The sequence below is a fragment of the Tepidibacter aestuarii genome (assembly GCF_934924865.1).
Classification (GTDB): domain Bacteria; phylum Bacillota; class Clostridia; order Peptostreptococcales; family Peptostreptococcaceae; genus Tepidibacter_A; species Tepidibacter_A aestuarii.
This window is the reverse complement of the sequence record NZ_OW235315.1, coordinates 3,500,745-3,526,883: the sequence shown is the minus strand read 5'-3', so window position 1 is coordinate 3,526,883 and position 26,139 is coordinate 3,500,745. Positions and strand designations below refer to the sequence as shown.

Annotated in this window: 16 protein-coding genes, 5 rRNA genes and 1 other annotated feature; of the genes, 18 read left to right on the top strand and 3 right to left on the bottom strand. The window is 36.8% G+C overall.

Annotation, left to right across the window (positions count from 1 at the left end):
• Positions 1 to 772: 772 nt before the first annotated feature.
• From dnaA to rrf, 16 genes are all read left to right on the top strand, one after another.
• The gene (gene dnaA, locus M2214_RS17380) at positions 773 to 2,092 is read left to right on the top strand and encodes a chromosomal replication initiator protein DnaA (protein WP_248481202.1); all 1,320 of its coding nucleotides are present in this window, start codon (positions 773 to 775) and stop codon (positions 2,090 to 2,092) included.
• Positions 2,093 to 2,319: 227 nt separating this feature from the next.
• Positions 2,320 to 3,429: a DNA polymerase III subunit beta gene (gene dnaN / locus M2214_RS17375; RefSeq protein WP_248481201.1), complete on the top strand. Its 1,110-nt coding sequence runs from the start codon at positions 2,320 to 2,322 to the stop codon at positions 3,427 to 3,429.
• A 121-nt stretch (positions 3,430 to 3,550) separates the two neighbouring features.
• Positions 3,551 to 3,757, top strand: a complete 207-nt coding sequence (locus tag M2214_RS17370) for an RNA-binding S4 domain-containing protein (protein ID WP_248481200.1) — start codon at positions 3,551 to 3,553, stop codon at positions 3,755 to 3,757.
• A gap of 16 nt (positions 3,758 to 3,773) precedes the next feature.
• On the top strand, positions 3,774 to 4,874 hold the full coding sequence (gene recF, locus M2214_RS17365) for a DNA replication/repair protein RecF (protein ID WP_248481199.1): 1,101 nt from the start codon (positions 3,774 to 3,776) through the stop codon (positions 4,872 to 4,874).
• Positions 4,875 to 4,886: 12 nt separating this feature from the next.
• Positions 4,887 to 5,150: an extracellular matrix regulator RemB gene (gene remB / locus M2214_RS17360; RefSeq protein WP_248481198.1), complete on the top strand. Its 264-nt coding sequence runs from the start codon at positions 4,887 to 4,889 to the stop codon at positions 5,148 to 5,150.
• Complete coding sequence (gyrB, locus tag M2214_RS17355; protein WP_248481197.1) at positions 5,150 to 7,051, top strand: DNA topoisomerase (ATP-hydrolyzing) subunit B; 1,902 nt, start codon at positions 5,150 to 5,152, stop codon at positions 7,049 to 7,051. Before remB ends, gyrB begins: the two co-directional genes overlap by 1 nt.
• 20 nt (positions 7,052 to 7,071) lie before the next feature.
• Positions 7,072 to 9,498 carry a DNA gyrase subunit A gene (gene gyrA / locus M2214_RS17350; RefSeq protein ID WP_248481196.1) on the top strand — a complete coding sequence of 809 codons (2,427 nt, stop codon included), beginning with the start codon at positions 7,072 to 7,074 and terminating at the stop codon, positions 9,496 to 9,498.
• 172 nt (positions 9,499 to 9,670) lie between these two features.
• Positions 9,671 to 9,931: a YtxH domain-containing protein gene (locus tag M2214_RS17345; RefSeq protein WP_248481195.1), complete on the top strand. Its 261-nt coding sequence runs from the start codon at positions 9,671 to 9,673 to the stop codon at positions 9,929 to 9,931.
• 3 nt (positions 9,932 to 9,934) lie between these two features.
• On the top strand, positions 9,935 to 10,210 hold the full coding sequence (locus M2214_RS17340; protein WP_248481194.1) for a DUF948 domain-containing protein: 276 nt from the start codon (positions 9,935 to 9,937) through the stop codon (positions 10,208 to 10,210).
• A 15-nt stretch (positions 10,211 to 10,225) separates the two neighbouring features.
• Complete coding sequence (locus tag M2214_RS17335; protein WP_248481193.1) at positions 10,226 to 10,543, top strand: STAS domain-containing protein; 318 nt, start codon at positions 10,226 to 10,228, stop codon at positions 10,541 to 10,543.
• A gap of 59 nt (positions 10,544 to 10,602) precedes the next feature.
• Positions 10,603 to 10,989: an ATP-binding protein gene (locus tag M2214_RS17330; RefSeq protein WP_248484908.1), complete on the top strand. Its 387-nt coding sequence runs from the start codon at positions 10,603 to 10,605 to the stop codon at positions 10,987 to 10,989.
• Positions 10,989 to 11,765, top strand: a complete 777-nt coding sequence (locus M2214_RS17325; RefSeq protein WP_248481192.1) for a SigB/SigF/SigG family RNA polymerase sigma factor — start codon at positions 10,989 to 10,991, stop codon at positions 11,763 to 11,765. The genes M2214_RS17330 and M2214_RS17325 overlap by 1 nt, the downstream gene beginning before the upstream one ends.
• Before the next feature lie 368 nt (positions 11,766 to 12,133).
• Positions 12,134 to 13,649 (top strand): 16S ribosomal RNA (locus M2214_RS17320).
• A 146-nt stretch (positions 13,650 to 13,795) separates the two neighbouring features.
• Positions 13,796 to 15,821: ribosomal RNA gene (locus M2214_RS17315) — 23S ribosomal RNA — on the top strand.
• 45 nt (positions 15,822 to 15,866) lie between these two features.
• Positions 15,867 to 17,296, top strand: a sequence feature (most likely nonfunctional fraction of RNA operon).
• Positions 17,297 to 17,428: 132 nt separating this feature from the next.
• Positions 17,429 to 20,255 (top strand): 23S ribosomal RNA (locus M2214_RS17310).
• 58 nt (positions 20,256 to 20,313) lie between these two features.
• Positions 20,314 to 20,430, top strand: a 5S ribosomal RNA gene (rrf, locus tag M2214_RS17305).
• The 16S, 23S and 5S rRNA genes sit together here, the layout of an rRNA operon.
• Positions 20,431 to 20,572: 142 nt before the next feature.
• Here rrf and M2214_RS17300 read toward each other — a convergent pair.
• On the bottom strand, positions 20,573 to 21,664 hold the full coding sequence (locus tag M2214_RS17300; protein WP_248481191.1) for a GerAB/ArcD/ProY family transporter: 1,092 nt from the start codon (positions 21,662 to 21,664) through the stop codon (positions 20,573 to 20,575).
• A 420-nt stretch (positions 21,665 to 22,084) separates the two neighbouring features.
• On the opposite strand from M2214_RS17300, the gene M2214_RS17295 reads away from it, so the two are divergent.
• The gene (locus tag M2214_RS17295) at positions 22,085 to 22,972 is read left to right on the top strand and encodes a DMT family transporter (RefSeq protein ID WP_248481190.1); all 888 of its coding nucleotides are present in this window, start codon (positions 22,085 to 22,087) and stop codon (positions 22,970 to 22,972) included.
• A gap of 127 nt (positions 22,973 to 23,099) precedes the next feature.
• Here M2214_RS17295 and M2214_RS17290 read toward each other — a convergent pair whose 3' ends face one another.
• Both M2214_RS17290 and M2214_RS17285 read right to left on the bottom strand, forming a co-directional pair.
• Positions 23,100 to 23,543: a CBO0543 family protein gene (locus M2214_RS17290; RefSeq protein WP_248481189.1), complete on the bottom strand. Its 444-nt coding sequence runs from the start codon at positions 23,541 to 23,543 to the stop codon at positions 23,100 to 23,102.
• Between the two features lie 4 nt (positions 23,544 to 23,547).
• On the bottom strand, positions 23,548 to 24,021 hold the full coding sequence (locus M2214_RS17285) for a hypothetical protein (RefSeq protein ID WP_248481188.1): 474 nt from the start codon (positions 24,019 to 24,021) through the stop codon (positions 23,548 to 23,550).
• Between the two features lie 529 nt (positions 24,022 to 24,550).
• On the opposite strand from M2214_RS17285, the gene M2214_RS17280 reads away from it, so the two are divergent.
• A 16S ribosomal RNA gene (locus tag M2214_RS17280) occupies positions 24,551 to 26,065 on the top strand.
• Positions 26,066 to 26,139: the final 74 nt, after the last annotated feature.

Sequence of the window (26,139 nt, the reverse complement as noted above, 5' to 3'; positions counted from 1 at the left end):
TATCGAATTTACACATACTCTAAAAAAACAAATAAACAATGTCCGTCATTTTCCTATTAATCTATGACCTTCTTACTAATAACGAAACTTAATTTAGATGGGTTTCTACTTACAACTGAATTTTTAGTTAAGCAAGTTCCCTGTGGGTAAGATAATCCAAAAACTAAAATAGCACTTTTCTATATAAAATTTCTGCTTTTAGATATATTTTATGCTATTTAAGTCAATATTTAAAATGATAGAAGGAATCCATTTAAATGCTTACCCCTATTTTGCCCCTTCTTTTAAATGTGTATATCTACAATTTTACATAATAGAACAGCAAAACAAAATTATATCTGTATAATATTATCCACATAGGGTTGATAATGTGGATAAATTGTATTTATTGTATTGAAGTTTACAACAATATTTGATATTATATTTTTACCTGTTGATAATGTGAATAGAAAAATAGAATTTATTATAGTTATACACAATCTGTGGATAAACCTGTGTATAATATTATATTTTTTAATTTATTTTCACTTATATTTTACTTATATACTATAAATAATAAATTGTTGATGCTTATAATAACTTTATCAACAATTTTTATTATTGTTCAAATTTATATAAAATTATATTTTTTTATACATGTTTATCCACAAAAACAATTCAAATATCCTCACTAAAATATATTACATTTTATTATTTGACATATATTATTTTAAATTAATTTATTGTTAATAACTTTGTGGAAATTATTCAATGAACCTAGGAGGTAATTAATATGGATTTGCTTTCCTTATGGGAAAATTCTCTTAAATTGATAAAAACAGAATTAACTCCTGCGAGTTTTAATGCTTTTTTTAGCCCTATTGAACCTCTAAAGATAACTAGTAATACTATACTGTTATCTGTTCCTAATGATTTTACTAAGGGAATTTTAGAGGCTAGGTATATGAATTTAATAGAGAGTTCTATAAACCAAATATCATCTTCAAAATATAAAATAAAGTTTATATTAGATGAAGAAGAATTACGAGATTTTGAAAATGAGAATGTATCTAAAATAGAAATTCCAAGCTATTCAAACCTAAATCCTAAATACACTTTTGATACATTCGTTATAGGTAATAGTAATAGATTTGCACATGCTGCATGTGTTGCTGTTGCAGAAGCGCCAGCTAGAGCTTACAACCCTCTTTTCTTATACGGTGGTGTAGGGCTTGGAAAAACTCATTTAATGCAAGCTATTGGACATCACATTTTATCTCATACAAAGAATGCAAAAGTAGTTTACGTATCATCTGAAAAGTTTACAAATGAGCTTATAAACTCTATTAAAGATGATAGAAATGAGGAGTTTAGAAATAAATATAGAAATGTAGACGTTTTATTAGTTGACGATATTCAATTTATCGCTGGCAAAGAAAGAACTCAAGAAGAATTCTTCCATACATTCAATACGCTACACGAAGCTAATAAACAAATTATAATATCTAGTGATAGACCTCCTAAAGAAATTCCGACTCTAGAGGATCGATTAAGATCTAGATTTGAAATGGGCCTTATAACTGATATTCAGGCTCCTGACTTTGAGACAAGAATTGCGATTCTTAGAAAAAAAGCTCAAATGGAGAATATAACAGTACCAAATGAAGTTATGACTTATATAGCTAAGTATATAAAATCGAATATAAGAGAGCTTGAAGGTGCATTGACTAGAGTTGTAGCTTATTCATCTCTTACAAATAAAGAAATTTCATTTGAACTTGCTATTGAAGCTTTAAAGGATATCATTTCTTCTTCTAAGCCTCAGGAATTGAATGTAAATCTTATAAAAGAGAAGGTTTCTGAATACTTTAGTATAAAAATGGACGATTTTAGTTCTAAAAAAAGAACTAGAGCCATTGCGTATCCAAGACAAATAGCCATGTACTTAACTAGAGAACTTACAGATTTATCTTTACCTAAAATAGGAGAAGAGTTTGGGGGTAGAGATCATACTACTGTAATTCACGCACATGATAAAATTGTTAATGATATAAAAACCAACTCAGATATAAAAGATAGAATAAATAAAATAATCAGCGATTTAAAGGAATAGTTATTCACAATTGGGCGTTGATAATATCTTAATAGATTGTGAATATTTTTTTTGCTCTTTAATAATGTTAATAAAATGTATAGAGTAGTCAACATTCTATTAACACGTCAACAATACGTATTTCAATATTTAAAGTGACTTATCCACAAATCAACAGCCCCTATTACTATTACTACTATCTTTTTTATTATATTTTTATTATATTTATTCAAAGGAGGTTATCCACATTGAAAATAATTTGTAACCAAAAACTCTTAGCTAATAAAGTAAGTACTGTTCAAAAAGGAGTTTCAAATAAAACGACGTTACCTATTTTAAAGGGAATTTTTATTGAAACTGTTGATAATAGAATAAAATTAATCGGGAATGATTTAGATTTAGGAATAGAAACTTTTTTAGATGCAGAAATAATAGAAGAAGGTTCTATAGTTATTGATTCTAGGTTATTTGGAGATATTATAAGAAAATTACCGGATTCACTTGTTGAAATAACTACTGATTTAGATAATAATATATGTATTACATGCGAAAGCTCTGAGTTTAAAATAAAAGGACATGATCCAAGTGAATATCCAAAACCTGAAGAATTGGATGAAAATAGATTTTATGAGCTTCCTGAGGAACTATTTAAAAATATGATAAAACAAACTGTTTTTGCTATATCTCAAGATGAAAGTAAACCTATACTTATGGGAGAACTTTTAGAAGTACATGATAACGATATAAATTTAGTTGCAATAGATGGATATAGATTAGCCATTAGAAGTTCTAATATAGAAAACAACGTTGGAAACAGTAAAGTCATAATACCAGGAAAAGCCTTAAATGAGGTTAATAGGATTTTATCTGAAGAAGAAGGCAATTTTAAAATAGCTTTCACAGATAAGCATTGTCTTTTCTTAGTTAAGGATACAAAGATAATAACTAGACTTTTAGAAGGTGAATTTATAAATTATAACCAGCTTATACCAAGGGAATATAATCTAAGAGTAAAAGTTGATACTAAAAAATTATTGAATAGTATAGAAAGAGCATCTCTTTTAGCTAAAGAAGGAAAAAATAACTTAGTTAAATTCTCTATAAGAGATGACAATATGACTATAACTTCTAACTCTGAGATAGGTAATGTTCATGAAGAAATCCCTATTGTGTTAGAAGGTGAAGATTTAGATATCGCTTTTAATTCAAGATATTTTATAGAAGCTTTAAAGATTTTAGATTGTGATGAAATATATTTAGAATTTACTACTAATGTGAGTCCATGTATTTTAAAACCTGTAAATGGAGATCAGTATATATATCTATTACTACCAGTAAGAGTTTCTGCTAATTCATAAGCCCAACTGCAAGTTGGGTTTTTTTATTTTTGAGTATCTTTTTTTTGTTTTTCTATAGGATTTTTTGTTTGCAAATATGATATAATAGAGAAATGCATTAAATATGTAGGAGGAATTTATTATGAAACAAATTAAAATAGATTCAGAGTTTATAAAGTTAGACCAACTTCTAAAATTAGCTGATATGGTAGGATCGGGTGGCCATGCTAAAAGTATGATATTAGACGGTGAAGTTAAGGTTAACGGAGAAGTTGCATACCAAAGAGGAAAAAAAATAAGATCGAATGATATTGTAGAAGTTGACTCAATTAAGATAAAGGTACTATAGGATAGGAGTGCTTTTTGTGTACTTAAAAAGTATAAAGCTTATTAATTTTAGAAATTATGATCAACTCTATCTAAATTTCGATAAAAGGATAAACTTATTGTTAGGAAAAAATGGACAAGGTAAAACTAATATATTAGAAGCTATATACTTAATGAGTATAGGAAAATCCTTTAGAACTAACAAAGATAAGGAATTAATACGATTTAATAGTGAAAATACTTATGTAGGCGGAATATTTTCCAAAAAAATGGAAAATAATATAATAGAATTAGTTCTTGGAAACAATGCGAAAAAAGGTATAAAGATAAATAAAATTTCAATAGATAAGATTATGCATTTATTAGGAAATTTAAATGTTGTTATATTTTCGCCAGAAGATCTGAAGCTTGTAAAAGATGGGCCTAAAGAGAGACGGAAATTTATAGATAGAGAAATAAGTCAGATAATTCCCTTGTATTATAATTACATTTCTAATTACAACAAAATACTAATTCAAAGAAATAAACTCTTAAAATCTAATTATATAGATGAAAACTTACTTGATATATATGACGAAAAATTAGGCGAATATGCTAAATCCATATATTTGTATAGAAGAGATTTTATAAAGAAAATAGAGTTGTTATCTAAAAAAATTCATAAAAACCTAACTAGCGATTCGGAAAATTTAAAAATAGAATATGTAAATCAAATTCAGGTAGATGATGATGATGATTTAGAAATTTTAAGAAATAAATTTTTAGAAAAATTAAAATCTAGTCGAAATTTAGATAGGCAATATAGAACTACTAAAATAGGACCTCATAGGGATGACATTAGTATTTTTATAAATGAATTAGATGTTAGATTATATGGATCTCAAGGACAGCAAAGAACAGCATCTATATCATTGAAGTTGTCGGAAATAGAACTTATAAAAGAAGAAACAGGAGAATCTCCAATTCTTTTATTAGATGACATATTCAGTGAATTAGACCAAAGAAGACAGAAATTATTGATTGAAGAGTTTGAAGATATTCAAATCTTTATAACTAGTGCTGAGGAGAATCATAAACTGATTTTTGAAGATAAAGATGTAAATATAATTCATATTGAAAAAGGAAGGGCTAGCCAGTAGGAGGATTTTATCATGTTTTTGCACTTAGGAGGAGATTGTGACATTTTGATTAGTGACATTATATTTATACTTGATTCAAAGTGTTCTTATGATTTAAAAAAAGCAAGTGAAGGAATATATGAAACAATTAATTTAACAGAACAAAATCCTAAATCTATTATAGTTACAAATTGCGATAATAAGTTTTATGTATACTATTCACCTATTTCATCAATAACCCTTTTAAAAAGAGCTGGAATAAGTAATCCTGCTTTCTTGGAAACGGAGGTAATATAATGAATAAAGAATATGGAGCAAGTCAAATTCAAGTACTAGAAGGATTAGAGCCTGTAAGAAAAAGACCTGGTATGTACATAGGATCTACTGGTCCAAGAGGACTCCATCATTTAGTTTATGAGGTAGTCGACAACAGTATAGATGAAGCTCTAGCTGGATACTGTAATGAAATATACGTATCTTTAGAGAACGATGGAAGTGTATGTGTTGTAGATAATGGGCGTGGAATACCTGTAGAAAAACATCCTCAAACAGGAAAATCTACTGTAGAAACTGTTCTAACTGTGCTGCATGCAGGAGGAAAGTTTGGATCGGGTGGATATAAGGTTTCAGGAGGACTTCATGGAGTTGGTGTATCTGTAGTAAATGCACTATCTGAGTGGATTGAAGTAAGTGTTAAAAGAGATGAAAAAATTCATTCACAAAGATATGAAAGAGGAAATCCAATATCAGATTTGGGTGTAGTTGGAACTACGGATGAAACAGGTACCACTATAAAATTTAAACCAGATGATACTATATTTGAAGAAGTTGTATTTAAATATGAAACATTAGAGCATAGACTTAGAGAGTTAGCTTTTTTAAATAAAGGAATCAAGATAGTATTAGAAGATAAAAGAGCGGATAAAGAGAAGAAAAAAGAATTTCACTATGATGGTGGAATTATAGAGTTTGTAAAGCATTTAAATAAAACTAGAACACCTCTTCATGAAGATAGCATTTATTTCGAGAGAAAAGTAGATGATTATATAGTTGAAATATCTATGCAGTATACAGATACATATACTGAAAATATATACGCTTTTGCTAATAATATAAATACTCATGAAGGTGGAAGTCATTTAAGCGGATTTAAGAGTGCATTAACTAGAACTGTAAATGAGTATTCTAGAAGGAATAATTTCTTAAAAGAGAAAGATGTAAACTTATTAGGTGAAGATATAAGAGAAGGTCTTACAGCTATCGTTTCTGTGAAACTTCCTGATCCTCAATTTGAAGGACAAACTAAAACTAAGCTTGGAAACCCAGAAGTTAGAAGTATAGTAGAAGGTGTTACTGTTGAGGCTTTTGGATCTTTCTTAGAAGAAAATCCAGCAAGTTCTAGAATAATAGTTGATAAATCACTTAGATCTCAAAGAGCAAGAGCTGCTGCTAAAAAAGCGAGAGAACTTACAAGAAGAAAGAGTATTCTTGGAAGTACATCTCTTCCAGGAAAGCTTGCTGATTGTTCAGAAAAAGATCCAGCTCTGAGTGAGATATACTTAGTCGAAGGGGATTCAGCCGGTGGATCTGCTAAACAAGGTAGAGACAGAGAGACTCAAGCAATTCTTCCACTTAAGGGTAAGATATTAAATGTCGAAAAATCAAGACTAGATAAAATATTAAATTCAGAAGAAATAAGAAATATGATAACAGCATTTGGTTGTGGTATTGGAAATGAATTTGATAGTGAAAGACTTAGATACCATAAGATTGTTATAATGACCGATGCCGATGTCGATGGGGCTCATATAAGAACTCTTCTTCTTACTTTATTCTTTAGATATATGAGACCTTTATTAGATAATGGATATGTTTATATAGCTCAACCGCCATTATATAAAATAAAAAAGGGAAAAACAGAGGTTTATGCTTACTCAGATAAGGAAATGAATGCAGTCCTAGATGAAATAGGAAGAAAATCTGTTAATATTCAAAGATATAAGGGTCTTGGAGAGATGAACGCTGAGCAATTATGGGATACGACTATGAATCCTGATACAAGAACCTTACTTCAAGTTTCTATTCAAGATGCTGCTATGGCGGATGAGGTATTCTCTACGTTAATGGGAGATAAGGTTGAACCTAGAAGAAACTTCATACAAGAAAATGCAAAATATGTAGATAATTTAGATGTATAAGAAGGAGAGGGGATATTTAAATGAGTGAATATAAAGATAGGATAGTCCCTGTTGAGATAGAAGATGAAATGAAGAAATCGTATATTGATTATGCGATGAGTGTAATAGTTGGACGTGCACTTCCTGATGTAAGAGATGGATTAAAACCAGTTCATAGAAGAATTCTTTATTCTATGAATGAACTTAATTTAACGCCTGAAAAAGCGTATAGAAAATCAGCCCGTATTGTCGGGGACGTACTAGGTAAGTACCACCCACATGGAGATGCTGCAGTTTATCTTGCTATGGTTAGAATGGCTCAAGAATTCTCTACTAGATATACTTTGGTTAATGGCCATGGTAACTTTGGATCAATAGATGGGGATTCTCCTGCTGCAATGCGTTATACAGAAGCTAAAATGCAAAGGCTTACAATGGAGCTTTTAAGAGATATAGATAAAGAAACAGTAGATTATACAGCTAACTTTGATGATACATTAAAGGAACCTTCAGTTCTTCCGTCTAGATTCCCTAATTTATTAGTTAATGGATCTAATGGTATAGCTGTTGGTATGGCAACTTCTATTCCGCCTCACAATTTAAGAGAGGTTATAGATGGTGTTATCCATTTAATTGATAATCCAGATTGTGATGTAGAAGATCTTACTGAGTTTATAAAAGGACCAGATTTCCCAACAGGATCTACTATAATGGGTAAAGAAAGTGTTATGAAGGCTTACAGAACTGGTAGAGGAAAAGCAAAGGTAAGAGCTAAAGCTGAAATAGAAGAAACGGCAAAAGGTAGAGAGCAAATAGTTATAACAGAGATACCTTATCTTGTCAATAAAGCTAAGCTTGTTGAAAAAATAGCTGATCTTGTTAAAGATAAGAAGGTAGAGGGAATATCTGATCTTAGAGATGAAAGTAATAGAAAAGGTATGAGAATTGTAATAGAGATTAAGAGAGATGCTAATGCAAACATAGTTCTTAATAAGCTTTATAAGCATTCTCAACTTGAAGATACTTTCAGTATAATAATGCTTTCTCTTGTAAATGGAGAACCTAAGGTTCTAAATTTAAAACAAATGTTATACTACTATTTAGAGCATCAAAAGGATGTTGTAACTAGAAGAACACAGTACGAGTTAAGAAAAGCAGAAGAAAGAGCTCATATATTAGAGGGATTAAAGATAGCACTTGATAATATTGATGAAGTAATTAGTATTATAAAGGCGTCTAAGAATGGTCAAGAAGCTAAATTAAGTCTTATTGATAGATTTGATCTTAGCGAAATCCAAGCACAAGCTATACTTGATATGAGACTTCAAAAGCTTACTGGTCTTGAAATAGAGAAGATTCAAGATGAGTATGAAGAATTATTGAAGATTATAAATAGATTAAAAGAAATATTAGCAGATGAGAGAATACTTCTAAATCTTATAAAGGATGAAATCACTCTTATAAGAGATAAATACGGTGATGATAGAAAGACTGATATACAAGCAGTTGCAGGTGAAATAGATATCAAGGACTTGATCGAAGATGAAGAAATTGCCGTAACATTAACTCATTTTGGATACATAAAGAGACTTCCATCTGACACTTATAAGAGTCAAAAAAGAGGTGGAAAGGGAATATCAGCTCTAACTACTAGAGAAGAAGATTTCGTAGAGCATCTAATAACTACTACTACTCATAGTAGACTTGCATGTTTCACTAACAAAGGTAGAGTATATAGAATAAATGCTTATGAAATACCTGAAGGTAAGAGACAAGCTAAGGGAACTGCTATGATAAACTTAATACCTCTTGATAAGGATGAGAAGATAACTTCATTAATTCCGATGGTTGATTCTCATGATGAAAAGTACCTTGTTCTTTGTACTAAGAACGGTATAATTAAAAAGACTGCCTTAAGTGAATTTAGAAAGAGTAATAGAAATGGATTAATAGCTATTAACTTAAGAGAAGATGATGAGCTTATAGGAGTTAAGATAACTAATGGAGATCAAGAGATTATGTTAGTTAGTAAGGATGGTATGGCTATTAAGTTCAGCGAGAAAGATGTTAGAGAAATGGGAAGAAGTGCTATGGGAGTTAAGGGTATAAGCCTGAATGAAGATAACATAGTGGTTTCTATGGAGCTCGTAGATGAAGGAAGCGAACTTTTAGTTGTAAGTGAGAATGGTTATGGAAAAAGAAGTTCTGTAGATGAATATAGAATACAAAATAGAGGTGGAAAAGGCCTTAAGACTTATAATATAAATGACAAAACAGGAAGCTTAATAGGCGCTAAGGTAGTAAATGAAGAAGATGAGCTTATGATGATAAATTCTGATGGAGTATTAATCAGAATCGCTGTAGAAGAAATATCTAAGCTTAGCAGAGTAACTAGTGGTGTTAAACTTATGAGAACAGATGAAGAATGCTACGTAGTATCTATGGCTAAAATAGTTGGAGAAGAATAGGGGTAAAATCCTATTCTTTTTTCATATAAAATCTGATAAAGTTATGATAAAATAATTTTGAAATAGATTGTTTTAAACCAATCCAGAAGTTATAGGGATGATATCTGAATATTTAATATCATAGATATATAACTTTTTAGGTTTCTGAGAAAAGTAAAAAGGGGGCTTTAATGTGAGCAAAAAGAGTAGATACTTTGTACTTGGAGGTATAATAGGGGCTATAACAGCTTTATTGTTTGCACCAAAGAGCGGTAAAGAATCTAGAGAAGATGTATTAAATGCTACTAGAGATATTGTAAACGAACCTGAAGAATTTAAAATAAGAATGAAAGATTGGATAAAAAATATAATAGATAGATTAAGTGAAGAGGAGATTGTTCAAACTCAAGATGAAATAGTCATAAGCAAGACTTTTAATGAGGAGGAAGAATAATATATGGAAATCAGTGTATGGCAATTAGGAATATTGATAATGGCTATAGGATTTGTATTTGTATGTATAAATCTAGGTAATGCAATAAAATCTTCTACTAAGATAATAGTAAATGTAAATAGAATGATAGAACAAAATGAAAAAAAAGTAGATAATATAGTCACTAATTTAGATACTATAACTGAGGATGTTGAGAAAGTAGTGTCCTTAGGGAGCAACATATCAGGAGTTATACAAAGTGTAAAATTTGTAAATAAAATATTTCTGAAAAAAAAATAAAAAGGAGTGTTTAGTATGTCAATTATAATAAACAAAAATTTTGATGATAATAAGGATGTATGGAATATAGATGTACATGGAGAAATTGATATATATACAGCTAATGAACTGAAGGATAGTTTGATAGAGTCTGTATCTTTAAAACCAAAAGATGTAGTTTTAAATGCTTCTAATTTAGAATATATAGATTCTACAGGATTAGGAGTATTGATAGGGATATTAAAAAGATTAAAAACAGATGAAAAGGATATATATATAACTAACGCAAAGCAAAATGTAAAAAAGATTTTCAATATAACTGGTTTAGATAAAATATTTAAAGTGGAGGGATAGAGTTGACACCAGTAATTAATAAAGAAGATAAGGAAGATAATGTAATAGATACAATAGAAATGACTATGCCTAGTAAGCCTGAATATGTAGGGGTTATAAGGCTGACTGTTTCTGCAATTGCGAATAGAATGGGATTTGATGTAGAAGAGATAGAAGATATAAAGGTTGCAGTAGCGGAAGGATGCACTAATGCTATAAAACATGGACTGGATAAAAATTTTTATGTTAATTTTTTAGTATCGGCTAATAATTTGTCTATAGTAATAAAGGATGATGGAAAAGGTTGTAACCCATCTCAAATAGAAGAACCAGATTTATTAAACCCTAAAGAAGGTGGACTTGGTCTTTTTATTGTTAAAAGTCTTATGGATGAGGTAGAATTTACATCTGAAGAAGGATCTGGATCAATAGTAAAAATGACTAAGTATTTAGGAGCTGATATTTAATGAAAAATGTAGCAAAAGCTACAAAGGATAAAGATAAGCCAATAGATACTAAAGAATTGTTCAGAAAATACAGGGAAAGCAAAGATATAGACATAAGAAATAGATTAATCGAAAATTATATGTATATAGTTGATATACTGTCTAAAAAATTCATAAACAAAGGAATTGAATATGAAGATATATATCAAGTAGGATCATTAGGTCTTATATATGCTATTGATAGATTTGATGTAGAAAAAGGATATGAATTTTCAAGTTTTGCAACTCCTACTATAGTTGGAGAAATAAAGAAGTACTTTAGAGATAAGGGTTGGGCTATAAGAGTTCCAAGAAGAATCCAGGAATTATCAAAAAAAGTTAACAAGGCTAAAGTTGAACTTCAGCAGAAAAATCAAAAGCCCCCTAAGGTTATAGATATAGCTGCTTATTTGGGGTGTTCTGAAGAAGAAGTTTTAGAGGCCATGGAAGCATCTCAAGGATATAATACTACATCATTAGATATAACTTATGATAATGATGGAGATGATAAGCAAGTTAAGTTAATGGACTTAATGGGAGATGAAGATAAAAACTTTTCTAAAATAGAGAATGAAGATTTTATAAATAAGTTTATGACAAATCTTGATGAAGTTCAAATTAAAATTATGAAAGATAGATTTTTTAACAATAAAACGCAAAGTCAACTAGCAAAAGAATTAAATGTATCTCAAATGACTATATCTAGGATAGAAAAAAAGATAATTACGAAATTAAGACAAGAGTATGAAAAAATATAATAAATTATTTAAATTAAATTTATTTAAGGACGTATATATTATAAGACTCCCTCTTGTAGAAGAGGGGAGTTTTATGGTAACTAGTTATTTGATAAAATAAGATCATTTTTAAATGTATATAATATTAATGATTAAACAAAGTACTTAACTATAAACTTTGAAAACCTAACATTTAATACAAATTTAAGAAAAATGTAGAAAAGTGTTGACATATGAAGTTATAAATGATATATTATTATTCATAGGCGGCACGGTCGCAGATAAATTAAAAATGAACTTTGAAAATTAAACAGTAGGTTATAAATAAATCACATCAGTGATTTTCGGAAACAACACATAAAGTCAGTTTACTGAGTACTGACAAACTTTTATTTAAGAGTTTGATCCTGGCTCAGGATGAACGCTGGCGGCGTGCCTAACACATGCAAGTCGAGCGGAGATTAAAAAGCTTGCTTTTTAATCTTAGCGGCGGACGGGTGAGTAACGCGTGGGTAACCTGCCCTATACACACGGATAACATATCGAAAGATATGCTAATACGAGATAATACATTTTTAAGGCATCTTAGAAATGTCAAAGCGTTAGCGGTATAGGATGGACCCGCGTCCCATTAGCTAGTTGGTGAGGTAAAAGCTTACCAAGGCGACGATGGGTAGCCGACCTGAGAGGGTGATCGGCCACACTGGAACTGAGACACGGTCCAGACTCCTACGGGAGGCAGCAGTGGGGAATATTGCACAATGGGGGAAACCCTGATGCAGCAACGCCGCGTGAGCGATGAAGGCCTTCGGGTCGTAAAGCTCTGTCCTAAGGGAAGATAATGACGGTACCTTAGGAGGAAGCCCCGGCTAACTACGTGCCAGCAGCCGCGGTAATACGTAGGGGGCAAGCGTTATCCGGAATTACTGGGCGTAAAGGGTGCGTAGGCGGCCTTGTAAGTCAGAAGTGAAAGGCTACGGCTCAACCGTAGTAAGCTTTTGAAACTGCAGGGCTTGAGTGCAGGAGAGGAGAGTAGAATTCCTAGTGTAGCGGTGAAATGCGTAGATATTAGGAGGAATACCAGTTGCGAAGGCGGCTCTCTGGACTGTAACTGACGCTGAGGCACGAAAGCGTGGGGAGCGAACAGGATTAGATACCCTGGTAGTCCACGCCGTAAACGATGAGTGCTAGGTGTCGGGGGTTACCCCCCTCGGTGCCGCAGCTAACGCATTAAGCACTCCGCCTGGGGAGTACGCTCGCAAGAGTGAAACTCAAAGGAATTGACGGGGACCCGCACAAGTAGCGGAGCATGTGGTTTAATTCGAAGCAACGCGAAGAACCTTACCTAAGCTTGACATCCCTCAGACCGCTTCTTAATCGAAGTTTTCCCTTCGGGGACTGAGGTGACAGGTGGTGCATGGTTGTCGTCAGCTCGTGTCGTGAGATGTTGGGTTAAGTCCCGCAACGAGCGCAACCCTTATCTTTAGTTGCCAGCATTTCGGATGGGCACTCTAGAGAGACTGCCGAGGATAACTCGGAGGAAGGTGGGGATGACGTCAAATCATCATGCCCCTTATGCTTAGGGCTACACACGTGCTACAATGGCTAGTACAGAGAGTTGCGAAACCGCGAGGTCAAGCTAATCTCTTAAAGCTAGTCTCAGTTCGGATTGCAGGCTGAAACTCGCCTGCATGAAGCTGGAGTTACTAGTAATCGCGAATCAGAATGTCGCGGTGAATGCGTTCCCGGGTCTTGTACACACCGCCCGTCACACCACGGAAGTTGGGGGCGCCCGAAGTCAGATATCCAACCGTAAGGAGGAATCTGCCGAAGGTGAAATCAATGACTGGGGTGAAGTCGTAACAAGGTAGCCGTATCGGAAGGTGCGGCTGGATCACCTCCTTTCTAAGGAGAAATAACCTACTGTTTAATTTTGAGGGTTTATTCCTCAAAATTAGTACTTTGAGCAACGGAATTTTTAATTCGTTGGCGACGTACTTTAGTACTTTGAAAATTGAACAGATTTAAATAAATTTAGGTTAAGTTATTAAGGGCGTAGGGCGGATGCCTTGGCACCAAGAGCCGATGAAGGACGTGGTAAGCTGCGATAAGCTTCGGGGAGATGCAAGCAATCTTTGATCCGGAGATTTCCGAATGGGGAAACCCACCTAGAGTAATGTCTAGGTATCCTTAGATGAATACATAGTCTAAGGAGGGGAACCGAGGGAACTGAAACATCTAAGTACCTCGAGGAAGAGAAAGAAAAATCGATTCCCTAAGTAGCGGCGAGCGAAAGGGGAAGAGCCCAAACCTATGAAGTTTTCTTCATAGGGGTTGCGGATATGCTCACAAGAAAGAGGTATTGTAGTCGAAGAGGTTTGGAAAGACCCACCATAGAAGGTAATAGTCCTGTAGATTAAACAAGAAGACTTTCGAGCATACTCCAGAGTACCACGGGACACGTGAAACCCTGTGGGAAGCTGGGGGGACCACCCCCAAGGCTAAATACTTCTTGGTGACCGATAGCGTATAGTACCGTGAGGGAAAGGTGAAAAGAACCCCGGAAGGGGAGTGAAATAGAACCTGAAACCCTATGCCTACAAGCTGTGGGAGCACATTTTTAGTGTGACCGCGTACTTTTGTAGAACGGGCCAACGAGTTACGATAAGTAGCAAGGTTAAGGACTTAGGGTCTGGAGCCGTAGCGAAAGCGAGTCTTAACTGGGCGATTCAGTTACTTGTCGTAGACCCGAAACCGAGCGACCTACCCATGGCCAGGATGAAGCGAAAGTAAAATTTCGTGGAGGTCCGAACCCACGCACGTTGAAAAGTGCGGGGATGAGCTGTGGGTAGAGGTGAAATTCCAATCGAGCTCGGAGATAGCTGGTTCTCCCCGAAATAGCTTTAGGGCTAGCCTCAAGCTTAGAGATGAGGAGGTAGAGCACTGAATGTCCTAGGGGCCCTGTGGGTTACCGAAGACTATCAAACTCCGAATGCCTTTATCTTTTGCTTGGGAGTCAGACTGTGGGTGATAAGATTCATAGTCGAGAGGGAAACAGCCCAGACCGTCAGCTAAGGTCCCTAAATGTAAGTTAAGTGGTAAAGGATGTGGGATTGCACAGACAACCAGGATGTTGGCTTAGAAGCAGCCATTCATTCAAAGAGTGCGTAATAGCTCACTGGTCGAGTGATCCTGCGCCGAAAATTATCGGGGCTAAAACTTACTACCGAAGCTACGGCATTGACTTTGTCAATGGGTAGGGGAGCATTCACTGCGGGTTGAAGCTAGACCGGAAGGACTAGTGGACTGCAGTGAAGAGAGAATGTTGGCATGAGTAGCGAGACGTAGGTGAGAATCCTACGGGCCGAAAACCCAAGGTTTCCTGAGGAAGGTTCGTCCGCTCAGGGTTAGTCGGGACCTAAGCCGAGGCCGAAAGGCGTAGGTGATGGACAACAGGTTGAGATTCCTGTACTACCGATAATCGTTTGAAGAATGGGGTGACGCAGAAGGATAGGCTATCCTACTATTGGATATGTAGGTCCAAGCATTAAGGGAGCATTGATAGGCAAATCCGTCGGTGCAATCCTGAGGTGTGATGGGGAGCGAAATTTAAGTAGCGAAGTAGTCGATTTCATGCTGCCAAGAAAAGCCTCTACTGAGATTAAAGGTACCCGTACCGCAAACCGACACAGGTGGGTGAGAAGAGAATTCTAAGGCTAGCGAGAGAACTTTTGTTAAGGAACTCGGCAAAATGACCCCGTAACTTAGGGATAAGGGGTGCCTCATTAGGGTGTATGCCCGAAGAGGCCGCAGAGAATAGGCCCAAGCGACTGTTTACCAAAAACATAGGTTTCTGCTAAGTCGAAAGACGATGTATAGGAGCTGACGCCTGCCCGGTGCTGGAAGGTTAAGGGGATGTGTTAGACATTAGTCGAAGCATTGAACTTAAGCCCCAGTAAACGGCGGCCGTAACTATAACGGTCCTAAGGTAGCGAAATTCCTTGTCGGGTAAGTTCCGACCCGCACGAAAGGCGTAACGATTTGGGCACTGTCTCAACAAAAGACTCGGTGAAATTGTAATTCCGGTGAAGATGCCGGATACCTGCGACAGGACGGAAAGACCCCATGGAGCTTTACTGTAGCCTGGCATTGGATTTCGATATTACATGTACAGGATAGGTGGGAGACTGAGATACGAGAACGCCAGTTTTCGTGGAGTCATCCTTGGGATACCACCCTTGTAATATTGAGATTCTAACCATAGACCATGAATCTGGTCTTGGGACACTGTCAGGTGGACCCCTCAGCACGGTCGGAAATCGTGCGAAGAGTGCAAAGGCAAAAGGGAGCTTGATTGCAAGACATACAGGTCGAGCAAGGACGAAAGTCGGGCTTAGTGATCCGGTGGTTCGGGGGAAACCCTGATGCAGCAACGCCGCGTGAGCGATGAAGGCCTTCGGGTCGTAAAGCTCTGTCCTAAGGGAAGATAATGACGGTACCTTAGGAGGAAGCCCCGGCTAACTACGTGCCAGCAGCCGCGGTAATACGTAGGGGGCAAGCGTTATCCGGAATTACTGGGCGTAAAGGGTGCGTAGGCGGCCTTGTAAGTCAGAAGTGAAAGGCTACGGCTCAACCGTAGTAAGCTTTTGAAACTGCAGGGCTTGAGTGCAGGAGAGGAGAGTAGAATTCCTAGTGTAGCGGTGAAATGCGTAGATATTAGGAGGAATACCAGTTGCGAAGGCGGCTCTCTGGACTGTAACTGACGCTGAGGCACGAAAGCGTGGGGAGCGAACAGGATTAGATACCCTGGTAGTCCACGCCGTAAACGATGAGTGCTAGGTGTCGGGGGTTACCCCCTCGGTGCCGCAGCTAACGCATTAAGCACTCCGCCTGGGGAGTACGCTCGCAAGAGTGAAACTCAAAGGAATTGACGGGGACCCGCACAAGTAGCGGAGCATGTGGTTTAATTCGAAGCAACGCGAAGAACCTTACCTAAGCTTGACATCCCTCAGACCGCTTCTTAATCGAAGTTTTCCCTTCGGGGACTGAGGTGACAGGTGGTGCATGGTTGTCGTCAGCTCGTGTCGTGAGATGTTGGGTTAAGTCCCGCAACGAGCGCAACCCTTATCTTTAGTTGCCAGCATTTCGGATGGGCACTCTAGAGAGACTGCCGAGGATAACTCGGAGGAAGGTGGGGATGACGTCAAATCATCATGCCCCTTATGCTTAGGGCTACACACGTGCTACAATGGCTAGTACAGAGAGTTGCGAAACCGCGAGGTCAAGCTAATCTCTTAAAGCTAGTCTCAGTTCGGATTGCAGGCTGAAACTCGCCTGCATGAAGCTGGAGTTACTAGTAATCGCGAATCAGAATGTCGCGGTGAATGCGTTCCCGGGTCTTGTACACACCGCCCGTCACACCACGGAAGTTGGGGGCGCCCGAAGTCAGATATCCAACCGCAAGGAGGAATCTGCCGAAGGTGAAATCAATGACTGGGGTGAAGTCGTAACAAGGTAGCCGTATCGGAAGGTGCGGCTGGATCACCTCCTTTCTAAGGAGAAATAACCTACTGTTTAATTTTGAGGGTTTATTCCTCAAAATTAGTACTTTGAGCAACGGAATTTTTAATTCGTTGGCGACGTACTTTAGTACTTTGAAAATTGAACAGATTTAAATAAATTTAGGTTAAGTTATTAAGGGCGTAGGGCGGATGCCTTGGCACCAAGAGCCGATGAAGGACGTGGTAAGCTGCGATAAGCTTCGGGGAGATGCAAGCAATCTTTGATCCGGAGATTTCCGAATGGGGAAACCCACCTAGAGTAATGTCTAGGTATCCTTAGATGAATACATAGTCTAAGGAGGGGAACCGAGGGAACTGAAACATCTAAGTACCTCGAGGAAGAGAAAGAAAAATCGATTCCCTAAGTAGCGGCGAGCGAAAGGGGAAGAGCCCAAACCTATGAAGTTTTCTTCATAGGGGTTGCGGATATGCTCACAAGAAAGAGGTATTGTAGTCGAAGAGGTTTGGAAAGACCCACCATAGAAGGTAATAGTCCTGTAGATTAAACAAGAAGACTTTCGAGCATACTCCAGAGTACCACGGGACACGTGAAACCCTGTGGGAAGCTGGGGGGACCACCCCCCAAGGCTAAATACTTCTTGGTGACCGATAGCGTATAGTACCGTGAGGGAAAGGTGAAAAGAACCCCGGAAGGGGAGTGAAATAGAACCTGAAACCCTATGCCTACAAGCTGTGGGAGCACATTTTTAGTGTGACCGCGTACTTTTTGTAGAACGGGCCAACGAGTTACGATAAGTAGCAAGGTTAAGGACTTAGGGTCTGGAGCCGTAGCGAAAGCGAGTCTTAACTGGGCGATTCAGTTACTTGTCGTAGACCCGAAACCGAGCGACCTACCCATGGCCAGGATGAAGCGAAAGTAAAATTTCGTGGAGGTCCGAACCCACGCACGTTGAAAAGTGCGGGGATGAGCTGTGGGTAGAGGTGAAATTCCAATCGAGCTCGGAGATAGCTGGTTCTCCCCGAAATAGCTTTAGGGCTAGCCTCAAGCTTAGAGATGAGGAGGTAGAGCACTGAATGTCCTAGGGGCCCTGTGGGTTACCGAAGACTATCAAACTCCGAATGCCTTTATCTTTTGCTTGGGAGTCAGACTGTGGGTGATAAGATTCATAGTCGAGAGGGAAACAGCCCAGACCGTCAGCTAAGGTCCCTAAATGTAAGTTAAGTGGTAAAGGATGTGGGATTGCACAGACAACCAGGATGTTGGCTTAGAAGCAGCCATTCATTCAAAGAGTGCGTAATAGCTCACTGGTCGAGTGATCCTGCGCCGAAAATTATCGGGGCTAAAACTTACTACCGAAGCTACGGCATTGACTTTGTCAATGGGTAGGGGAGCATTCACTGCGGGTTGAAGCTAGACCGGAAGGACTAGTGGACTGCAGTGAAGAGAGAATGTTGGCATGAGTAGCGAGACGTAGGTGAGAATCCTACGGGCCGAAAACCCAAGGTTTCCTGAGGAAGGTTCGTCCGCTCAGGGTTAGTCGGGACCTAAGCCGAGGCCGAAAGGCGTAGGTGATGGACAACAGGTTGAGATTCCTGTACTACCGATAATCGTTTGAAGAATGGGGTGACGCAGAAGGATAGGCTATCCTACTATTGGATATGTAGGTCCAAGCATTAAGGGAGCATTGATAGGCAAATCCGTCGGTGCAATCCTGAGGTGTGATGGGGAGCGAAATTTAAGTAGCGAAGTAGTCGATTTCATGCTGCCAAGAAAAGCCTCTACTGAGATTAAAGGTACCCGTACCGCAAACCGACACAGGTGGGTGAGAAGAGAATTCTAAGGCTAGCGAGAGAACTTTTGTTAAGGAACTCGGCAAAATGACCCCGTAACTTAGGGATAAGGGGTGCCTCATTAGGGTGTATGCCCGAAGAGGCCGCAGAGAATAGGCCCAAGCGACTGTTTACCAAAAACATAAACTTAAGCCCCAGTAAACGGCGGCCGTAACTATAACGGTCCTAAGGTAGCGAAATTCCTTGTCGGGTAAGTTCCGACCCGCACGAAAGGCGTAACGATTTGGGCACTGTCTCAACAAAAGACTCGGTGAAATTGTAATTCCGGTGAAGATGCCGGATACCTGCGACAGGACGGAAAGACCCCATGGAGCTTTACTGTAGCCTGGCATTGGATTTCGATATTACATGTACAGGATAGGTGGGAGACTGAGATACGAGAACGCCAGTTTTCGTGGAGTCATCCTTGGGATACCACCCTTGTAATATTGAGATTCTAACCATAGACCATGAATCTGGTCTTGGGACACTGTCAGGTGGACAGTTTGACTGGGGCGGTCGCCTCCCAAAATGTAACGGAGGCGCCCAAAGGTTCCCTCAGCACGGTCGGAAATCGTGCGAAGAGTGCAAAGGCAAAAGGGAGCTTGATTGCAAGACATACAGGTCGAGCAAGGACGAAAGTCGGGCTTAGTGATCCGGTGGTTCCGCGTGGAAGGGCCATCGCTCAACGGATAAAAGCTACCCTGGGGATAACAGGCTTATCTCCCCCAAGAGTCCACATCGACGGGGAGGTTTGGCACCTCGATGTCGGCTCATCACATCCTGGGGCTGTAGTAGGTCCCAAGGGTTGGGCTGTTCGCCCATTAAAGTGGTACGCGAGCTGGGTTCAGAACGTCGTGAGACAGTTCGGTCCCTATCCGTCGCAGGCGTAGGAAATTTGAGAGGAGCTGTCCTTAGTACGAGAGGACCGGGATGGACATACCTCTGGTGCACCAGTTGTCACGCCAGTGGCATAGCTGGGTAGCTATGTATGGAATGGATAAGCGCTGAAAGCATCTAAGCGCGAAGCCAACCTCAAGATAAGATTTCCCATCTTTATGAGTAAGATCCCAGGAAGACTACCTGGTTGATAGGTTCAAGGTGTAAGCTCAGTAATGAGTTCAGCTGATGAATACTAATAGATCGAGGACTTAACCAAATTTTAAATCTGGTCAATTTTGAAAGTATTAATCTTAATACTTAAAACTAAAAGATTATGTGGTTATTATAGCAAGGAGGATACACCTGTTCCCATTCCGAACACAGAAGTTAAGCTCCTTAGCGCCGATGGTACTTGGGGGGCAGCCCCCTGGGAGAGTAGGACGTAGCCACGTAATCTTTTTTTATGCATTCTTTTATAGAACTAAATATTATGCCTTATCATATATACTAAAACTTCTTAAACCCGCCTAGACTGGAACATAAGAAGTTTTTTATATGTTTTAACAGTATATAGCTTAACTTTACTAAAAGAATCTAAGATGACTTATTAGTTAATTTTCTCTTCTGTATTTCAGCAATAGCAAACAGAAGTATAGGAAAAATTACCTCAAATGGTAAAGCATAATATGGAAATATTTCTTCGTTCCATTTAATTAAATCCATTCTACTACCATGTAGAAAAAAAGAAAGATTAATCATAAGGATAGAAATAGGAGTTACTAGAAATGGATAATTAGTAAAATTAAATACTCTAATAATTCCTTTACAGATAGCTACTAAAATTATACTCAACTTAATAAATCCTCCTAATACAAATATAAGAGCTGATATTATTTCTGTTCTCTGGATGAAAGCTATATTAATCCTTGCAACAGTTATATATGTAGGAAAGAATGTATTTGAAGCTTCGTCGGGGCCTAAAGTCAAAACAGTAGCTAAAGAAAGTGTTAATACTATTATTCCGCTAACAAGCAAACCCAAAATATAAATTCTAAAGGGAGATTCTTTTGTTTTAAAGTTAGAAAAAAACATAGTAAGAATTACGATTTCTCCAAAAGGAAATGAAAATGATGCAAAAGCACCTTGCATAATTGGTTTTACTCCGTTATTCAGAACAGGTTCAAGATTATTTATATCCATTTTGGGAATCAATAATAATACTACAATAAGTACGGAAGCAATAAATATAAATAAGAGAAAATTAGACAACCTGCATATTACTTCAATTCCTTCTTTAGCAGCCCAAGTGCACACAAATAAAAAGAGTATTCTAGATATAATTTCAGGAGTTTTAGAAAACGATGTAAATGTAATAAACTGACTAGTATTCATTAAAACTTGTGCTCCTTCATGAAATATAAACCAAATATATAATAGGATAATTCCCTTCCCAATAAATTTTCCAAAACAAATTTCAAGCATATCAAATAAATTCTTTTCCTGAAAAATAGAATGTAGACGAATTAATATAAATGCTATAATAATTGCCATAGATAAAGACAATATTGTAGCTAACCATATATCTTGTTTAGCCTCTAAAGCAAGTGTTACTATTGAGGAAGTTCCTGACATAAAAAGTACAATACTAGAAATCCCCTGTATATTAGAAAAAGTTTCTTTATTCAATGTGTATTCCTCCAAATTACTGATAAGATTCAAAGTTATTAATTTAGTTTGCTCAAAAATACATTCTTATATTAAGATTTTTATATAAATACATAAAAAGATATAGAAGCATCTAAAAATTAAAAATATAGTTGCAATATAAATCTATTTGTTATTTGTTTGTCAAAGAAAAGAAAATATGATAAAATTATCTTGAATTTATTTATAAATATTTTAGTTTTTCCAAGGGGGAGATTTTTTTGAAAAGTACAAACTTATATATAATCCCATAAATCTAGATTTATAATTGAAATTTATCGATAGACAAGTTAATGTGCTTTGCTAAATAGCAAAAGCCTGCCTAATATAAAAAAATATAATACCCTTTAATTTAAATTTACATTAGACAGGCTTTTGTCTTAAATTGAGGGGGTTATACTAATGAGTTTAAAAAATATATCTAGAGTTATGGATTTAAAAAATAAAAGTCTTATAGAAATTCATATCGCGGTTTTATTTTTCGGACTTGCAGGATTGTTCGGAAAACTTATATCTCTTCCATCAATAATAATTGTTTTTGGAAGGGTTCTATTTGCTTCGGGATTTTTGATTACTTTGCTATTCTTTCAAAAGGAAAGTATTAAGTTAGATGAGAGAAAAGAATATTTTTACTTCATTATGCTGGGGTCAATTTTAGCTTTTCATTGGGTTGCGTTTTTCTTATCGATACAACTATCAACTGTAGCAATAGGATTATTGATGTTTTCTACATTTCCTGTCTTTGTTGCTTTTATAGAGCCTATTTTTTTTAAAGACAAGATCTATATTAAAGATATTTTTATAGCAGTTATTACGTTTTCTGGCGTTGCTTTTGTAATACCAAATTTTGAATTTGAAAACAGTATGACTCAAGGTGTATTGTGGGGTATATTATCTGGATTCTCATTTGCTATACTTTCAGTTATGAATAAAAAGTATGTAAGCAAGTATAAGAGTTTGGTAATATCATTTTATCAGTGTTTTGTTGCTACAATGGTATTACTACCATTTATTTTTACAATGAAACTTGATTTTGACTCTAAGAACATAATACTTCTTATTGTATTAGGTGTTGTTTTCACAGGTGTATCACATACTTTATTTATTAATGGATTAAAAAATGTAAAAGCTCAAACAGCAAGTATTATTGCAAGTCTTGAGCCAGTGTATGGTATAATTGCTACTGTAATATTATTGAGAGAAATTCCGTCTCTAAGAGAAATTTTAGGTGGAATTATTATTTTGAGCACTGCTATTTATTCAACATTAAAAACTAAAAAAAATGATTAATAGAATACAATTAACGAAATTAACTATTATAAAAAGAGGGACTAATCAATTAGTACCCTCTATTTTATGCTACAGGAAATTATATAAATTTCAACTTGTAGATATTATGAATGGAGTATAAAATTAACTAATTTTGATGAGATGAGTAAAACCATCTATGGAATTTCGACCAAATAAACCAACTAAGAAACCAAAGAATCCATGTATAGTACCAATCATATCCATTGTGGTAGTTGATTATATCTGTATAGCGCTCGATAATAAATTCAAAAACTGTTAATAGACTCGTAAATAAAAAAGTCCATATGATTTGTCTTTTTAATGTAGAAGGTGAATATCTTACCCAAAACATTGCCATTACAGGAGATACCATACAGTTAACAGGAAGTTCCGTAAATTGCGATGAATAATCCCACCAATTCACATGACAGGCGATATGACATATAACATTTGCATAAAAACAAGCAAATAATCCTACAGGTATAAATTTTTTCATTCCTTTTCGTTTTAATATAAGTAAAAATATTGATATAACCATTGATCCATACTGAAGTAATTGTTCTATGTGCATTGCATTACCCCCCCTTTTTATTCAAATAAAAAATAAGAGCTTTCTTAATGATAGAACCCATTACTAATCCAATAAGTATAAAAACTAATGGAAGCCAAATAGGACCAATTAATATTCCCATAAATCTAAAAGTTTTCGAGTAAATTACTCCTACTGTTCCAAAATATGCACCTAAAACATATGAAAAGAATGAGAAAGACTGAGGCTTTTTTACAGAATCTTTATATGCATCCCATATAGCAAACATATAAATACAAGGATAAAACATCAACCATTGATAATTTATTTGATTGATTGAAGTCGATATTTCTCCATAAAAACTTGAAATAATAGCTGTATTTAGATGCGAATTCATATTAATTAAAAACTCTGAGGTAATTAATAGAATCCCTTTAATGTATTTTTTATTTAAAATCTGACCAAATCCTGGAATAGCTATACTCCATAAAATTACTTCTATTTCATTTGATTTATACATTAATACTATCCTCCTAAAATCTAGAACTTTATGTCATTGTATTAGGTATATTCTTTAGTAGTTGAATTAAAAATGATCTTGTATTATTTTTATGAATTTTTTATATAAGAACATCTTATAAATATATTTCTCTTTTTTTATTCCTTTATTCATCTAACACTAGCTTGTGGATAATGTTGGGGAAAAATCATATATTCTTAATATGTTATATTGAATAAAAATCACTGCTTCATAAAATTGAAGTATAAGCATTCAATATAAATCTAATTTCATATAGAATTCTAGAACTTTTACCTTTCAGATAAGCAATTTTATTAAAAAATTTTATCAATTAATCTTAAATAAAAAACTTTTAAAAAAGTATTGACGAAATGGTTCAAAGGTGATATATTATTACTTGTCCTCAACAACGAGGCAAACACGAAACACAAAATGAACTTTGAAAATTAAACAGTAGGTTATAAATAAATCACATCAGTGATTTTCGGAAACAACACATAAAGTCAGTTTACTGAGTACTGACAAACTTTTATTTAAGAGTTTGATCCTGGCTCAGGATGAACGCTGGCGGCGTGCCTAACACATGCAAGTCGAGCGGAGATTAAAAAGCTTGCTTTTTAATCTTAGCGGCGGACGGGTGAGTAACGTGTGGGTAACCTGCCCTATACACACGGATAACATATCGAAAGATATGCTAATACGAGATAACACATTTTTAAGGCATCTTAGAAATGTCAAAGCGTTAGCGGTATAGGATGGACCCGCGTCCCATTAGCTAGTTGGTGAGGTAAAAGCTTACCAAGGCGACGATGGGTAGCCGACCTGAGAGGGTGATCGGCCACACTGGAACTGAGACACGGTCCAGACTCCTACGGGAGGCAGCAGTGGGGAATATTGCACAATGGGGGAAACCCTGATGCAGCAACGCCGCGTGAGCGATGAAGGCCTTCGGGTCGTAAAGCTCTGTCCTAAGGGAAGATAATGACGGTACCTTAGGAGGAAGCCCCGGCTAACTACGTGCCAGCAGCCGCGGTAATACGTAGGGGGCAAGCGTTATCCGGAATTACTGGGCGTAAAGGGTGCGTAGGCGGCCTTGTAAGTCAGAAGTGAAAGGCTACGGCTCAACCGTAGTAAGCTTTTGAAACTGCAGGGCTTGAGTGCAGGAGAGGAGAGTAGAATTCCTAGTGTAGCGGTGAAATGCGTAGATATTAGGAGGAATACCAGTTGCGAAGGCGGCTCTCTGGACTGTAACTGACGCTGAGGCACGAAAGCGTGGGGAGCGAACAGGATTAGATACCCTGGTAGTCCACGCCGTAAACGATGAGTGCTAGGTGTCGGGGGTTACCCCCTCGGTGCCGCAGCTAACGCATTAAGCACTCCGCCTGGGGAGTACGCTCGCAAGAGTGAAACTCAAAGGAATTGACGGGGACCCGCACAAGTAGCGGAGCATGTGGTTTAATTCGAAGCAACGCGAAGAACCTTACCTAAGCTTGACATCCCTCAGACCGCTTCTTAATCGAAGTTTTCCCTTCGGGGACTGAGGTGACAGGTGGTGCATGGTTGTCGTCAGCTCGTGTCGTGAGATGTTGGGTTAAGTCCCGCAACGAGCGCAACCCTTATCTTTAGTTGCCAGCATTTCGGATGGGCACTCTAGAGAGACTGCCGAGGATAACTCGGAGGAAGGTGGGGATGACGTCAAATCATCATGCCCCTTATGCTTAGGGCTACACACGTGCTACAATGGCTAGTACAGAGAGTTGCGAAACCGCGAGGTCAAGCTAATCTCTTAAAGCTAGTCTCAGTTCGGATTGCAGGCTGAAACTCGCCTGCATGAAGCTGGAGTTACTAGTAATCGCGAATCAGAATGTCGCGGTGAATGCGTTCCCGGGTCTTGTACACACCGCCCGTCACACCACGGAAGTTGGGGGCGCCCGAAGTCAGATATCCAACCGCAAGGAGGAATCTGCCGAAGGTGAAATCAATGACTGGGGTGAAGTCGTAACAAGGTAGCCGTATCGGAAGGTGCGGCTGGATCACCTCCTTTCTAAGGAGAAATAACCTACTGTTTAATTTTGAGGGTTTATTCCTCAAAATTAGTACTTTGAGCAACGGAATTTT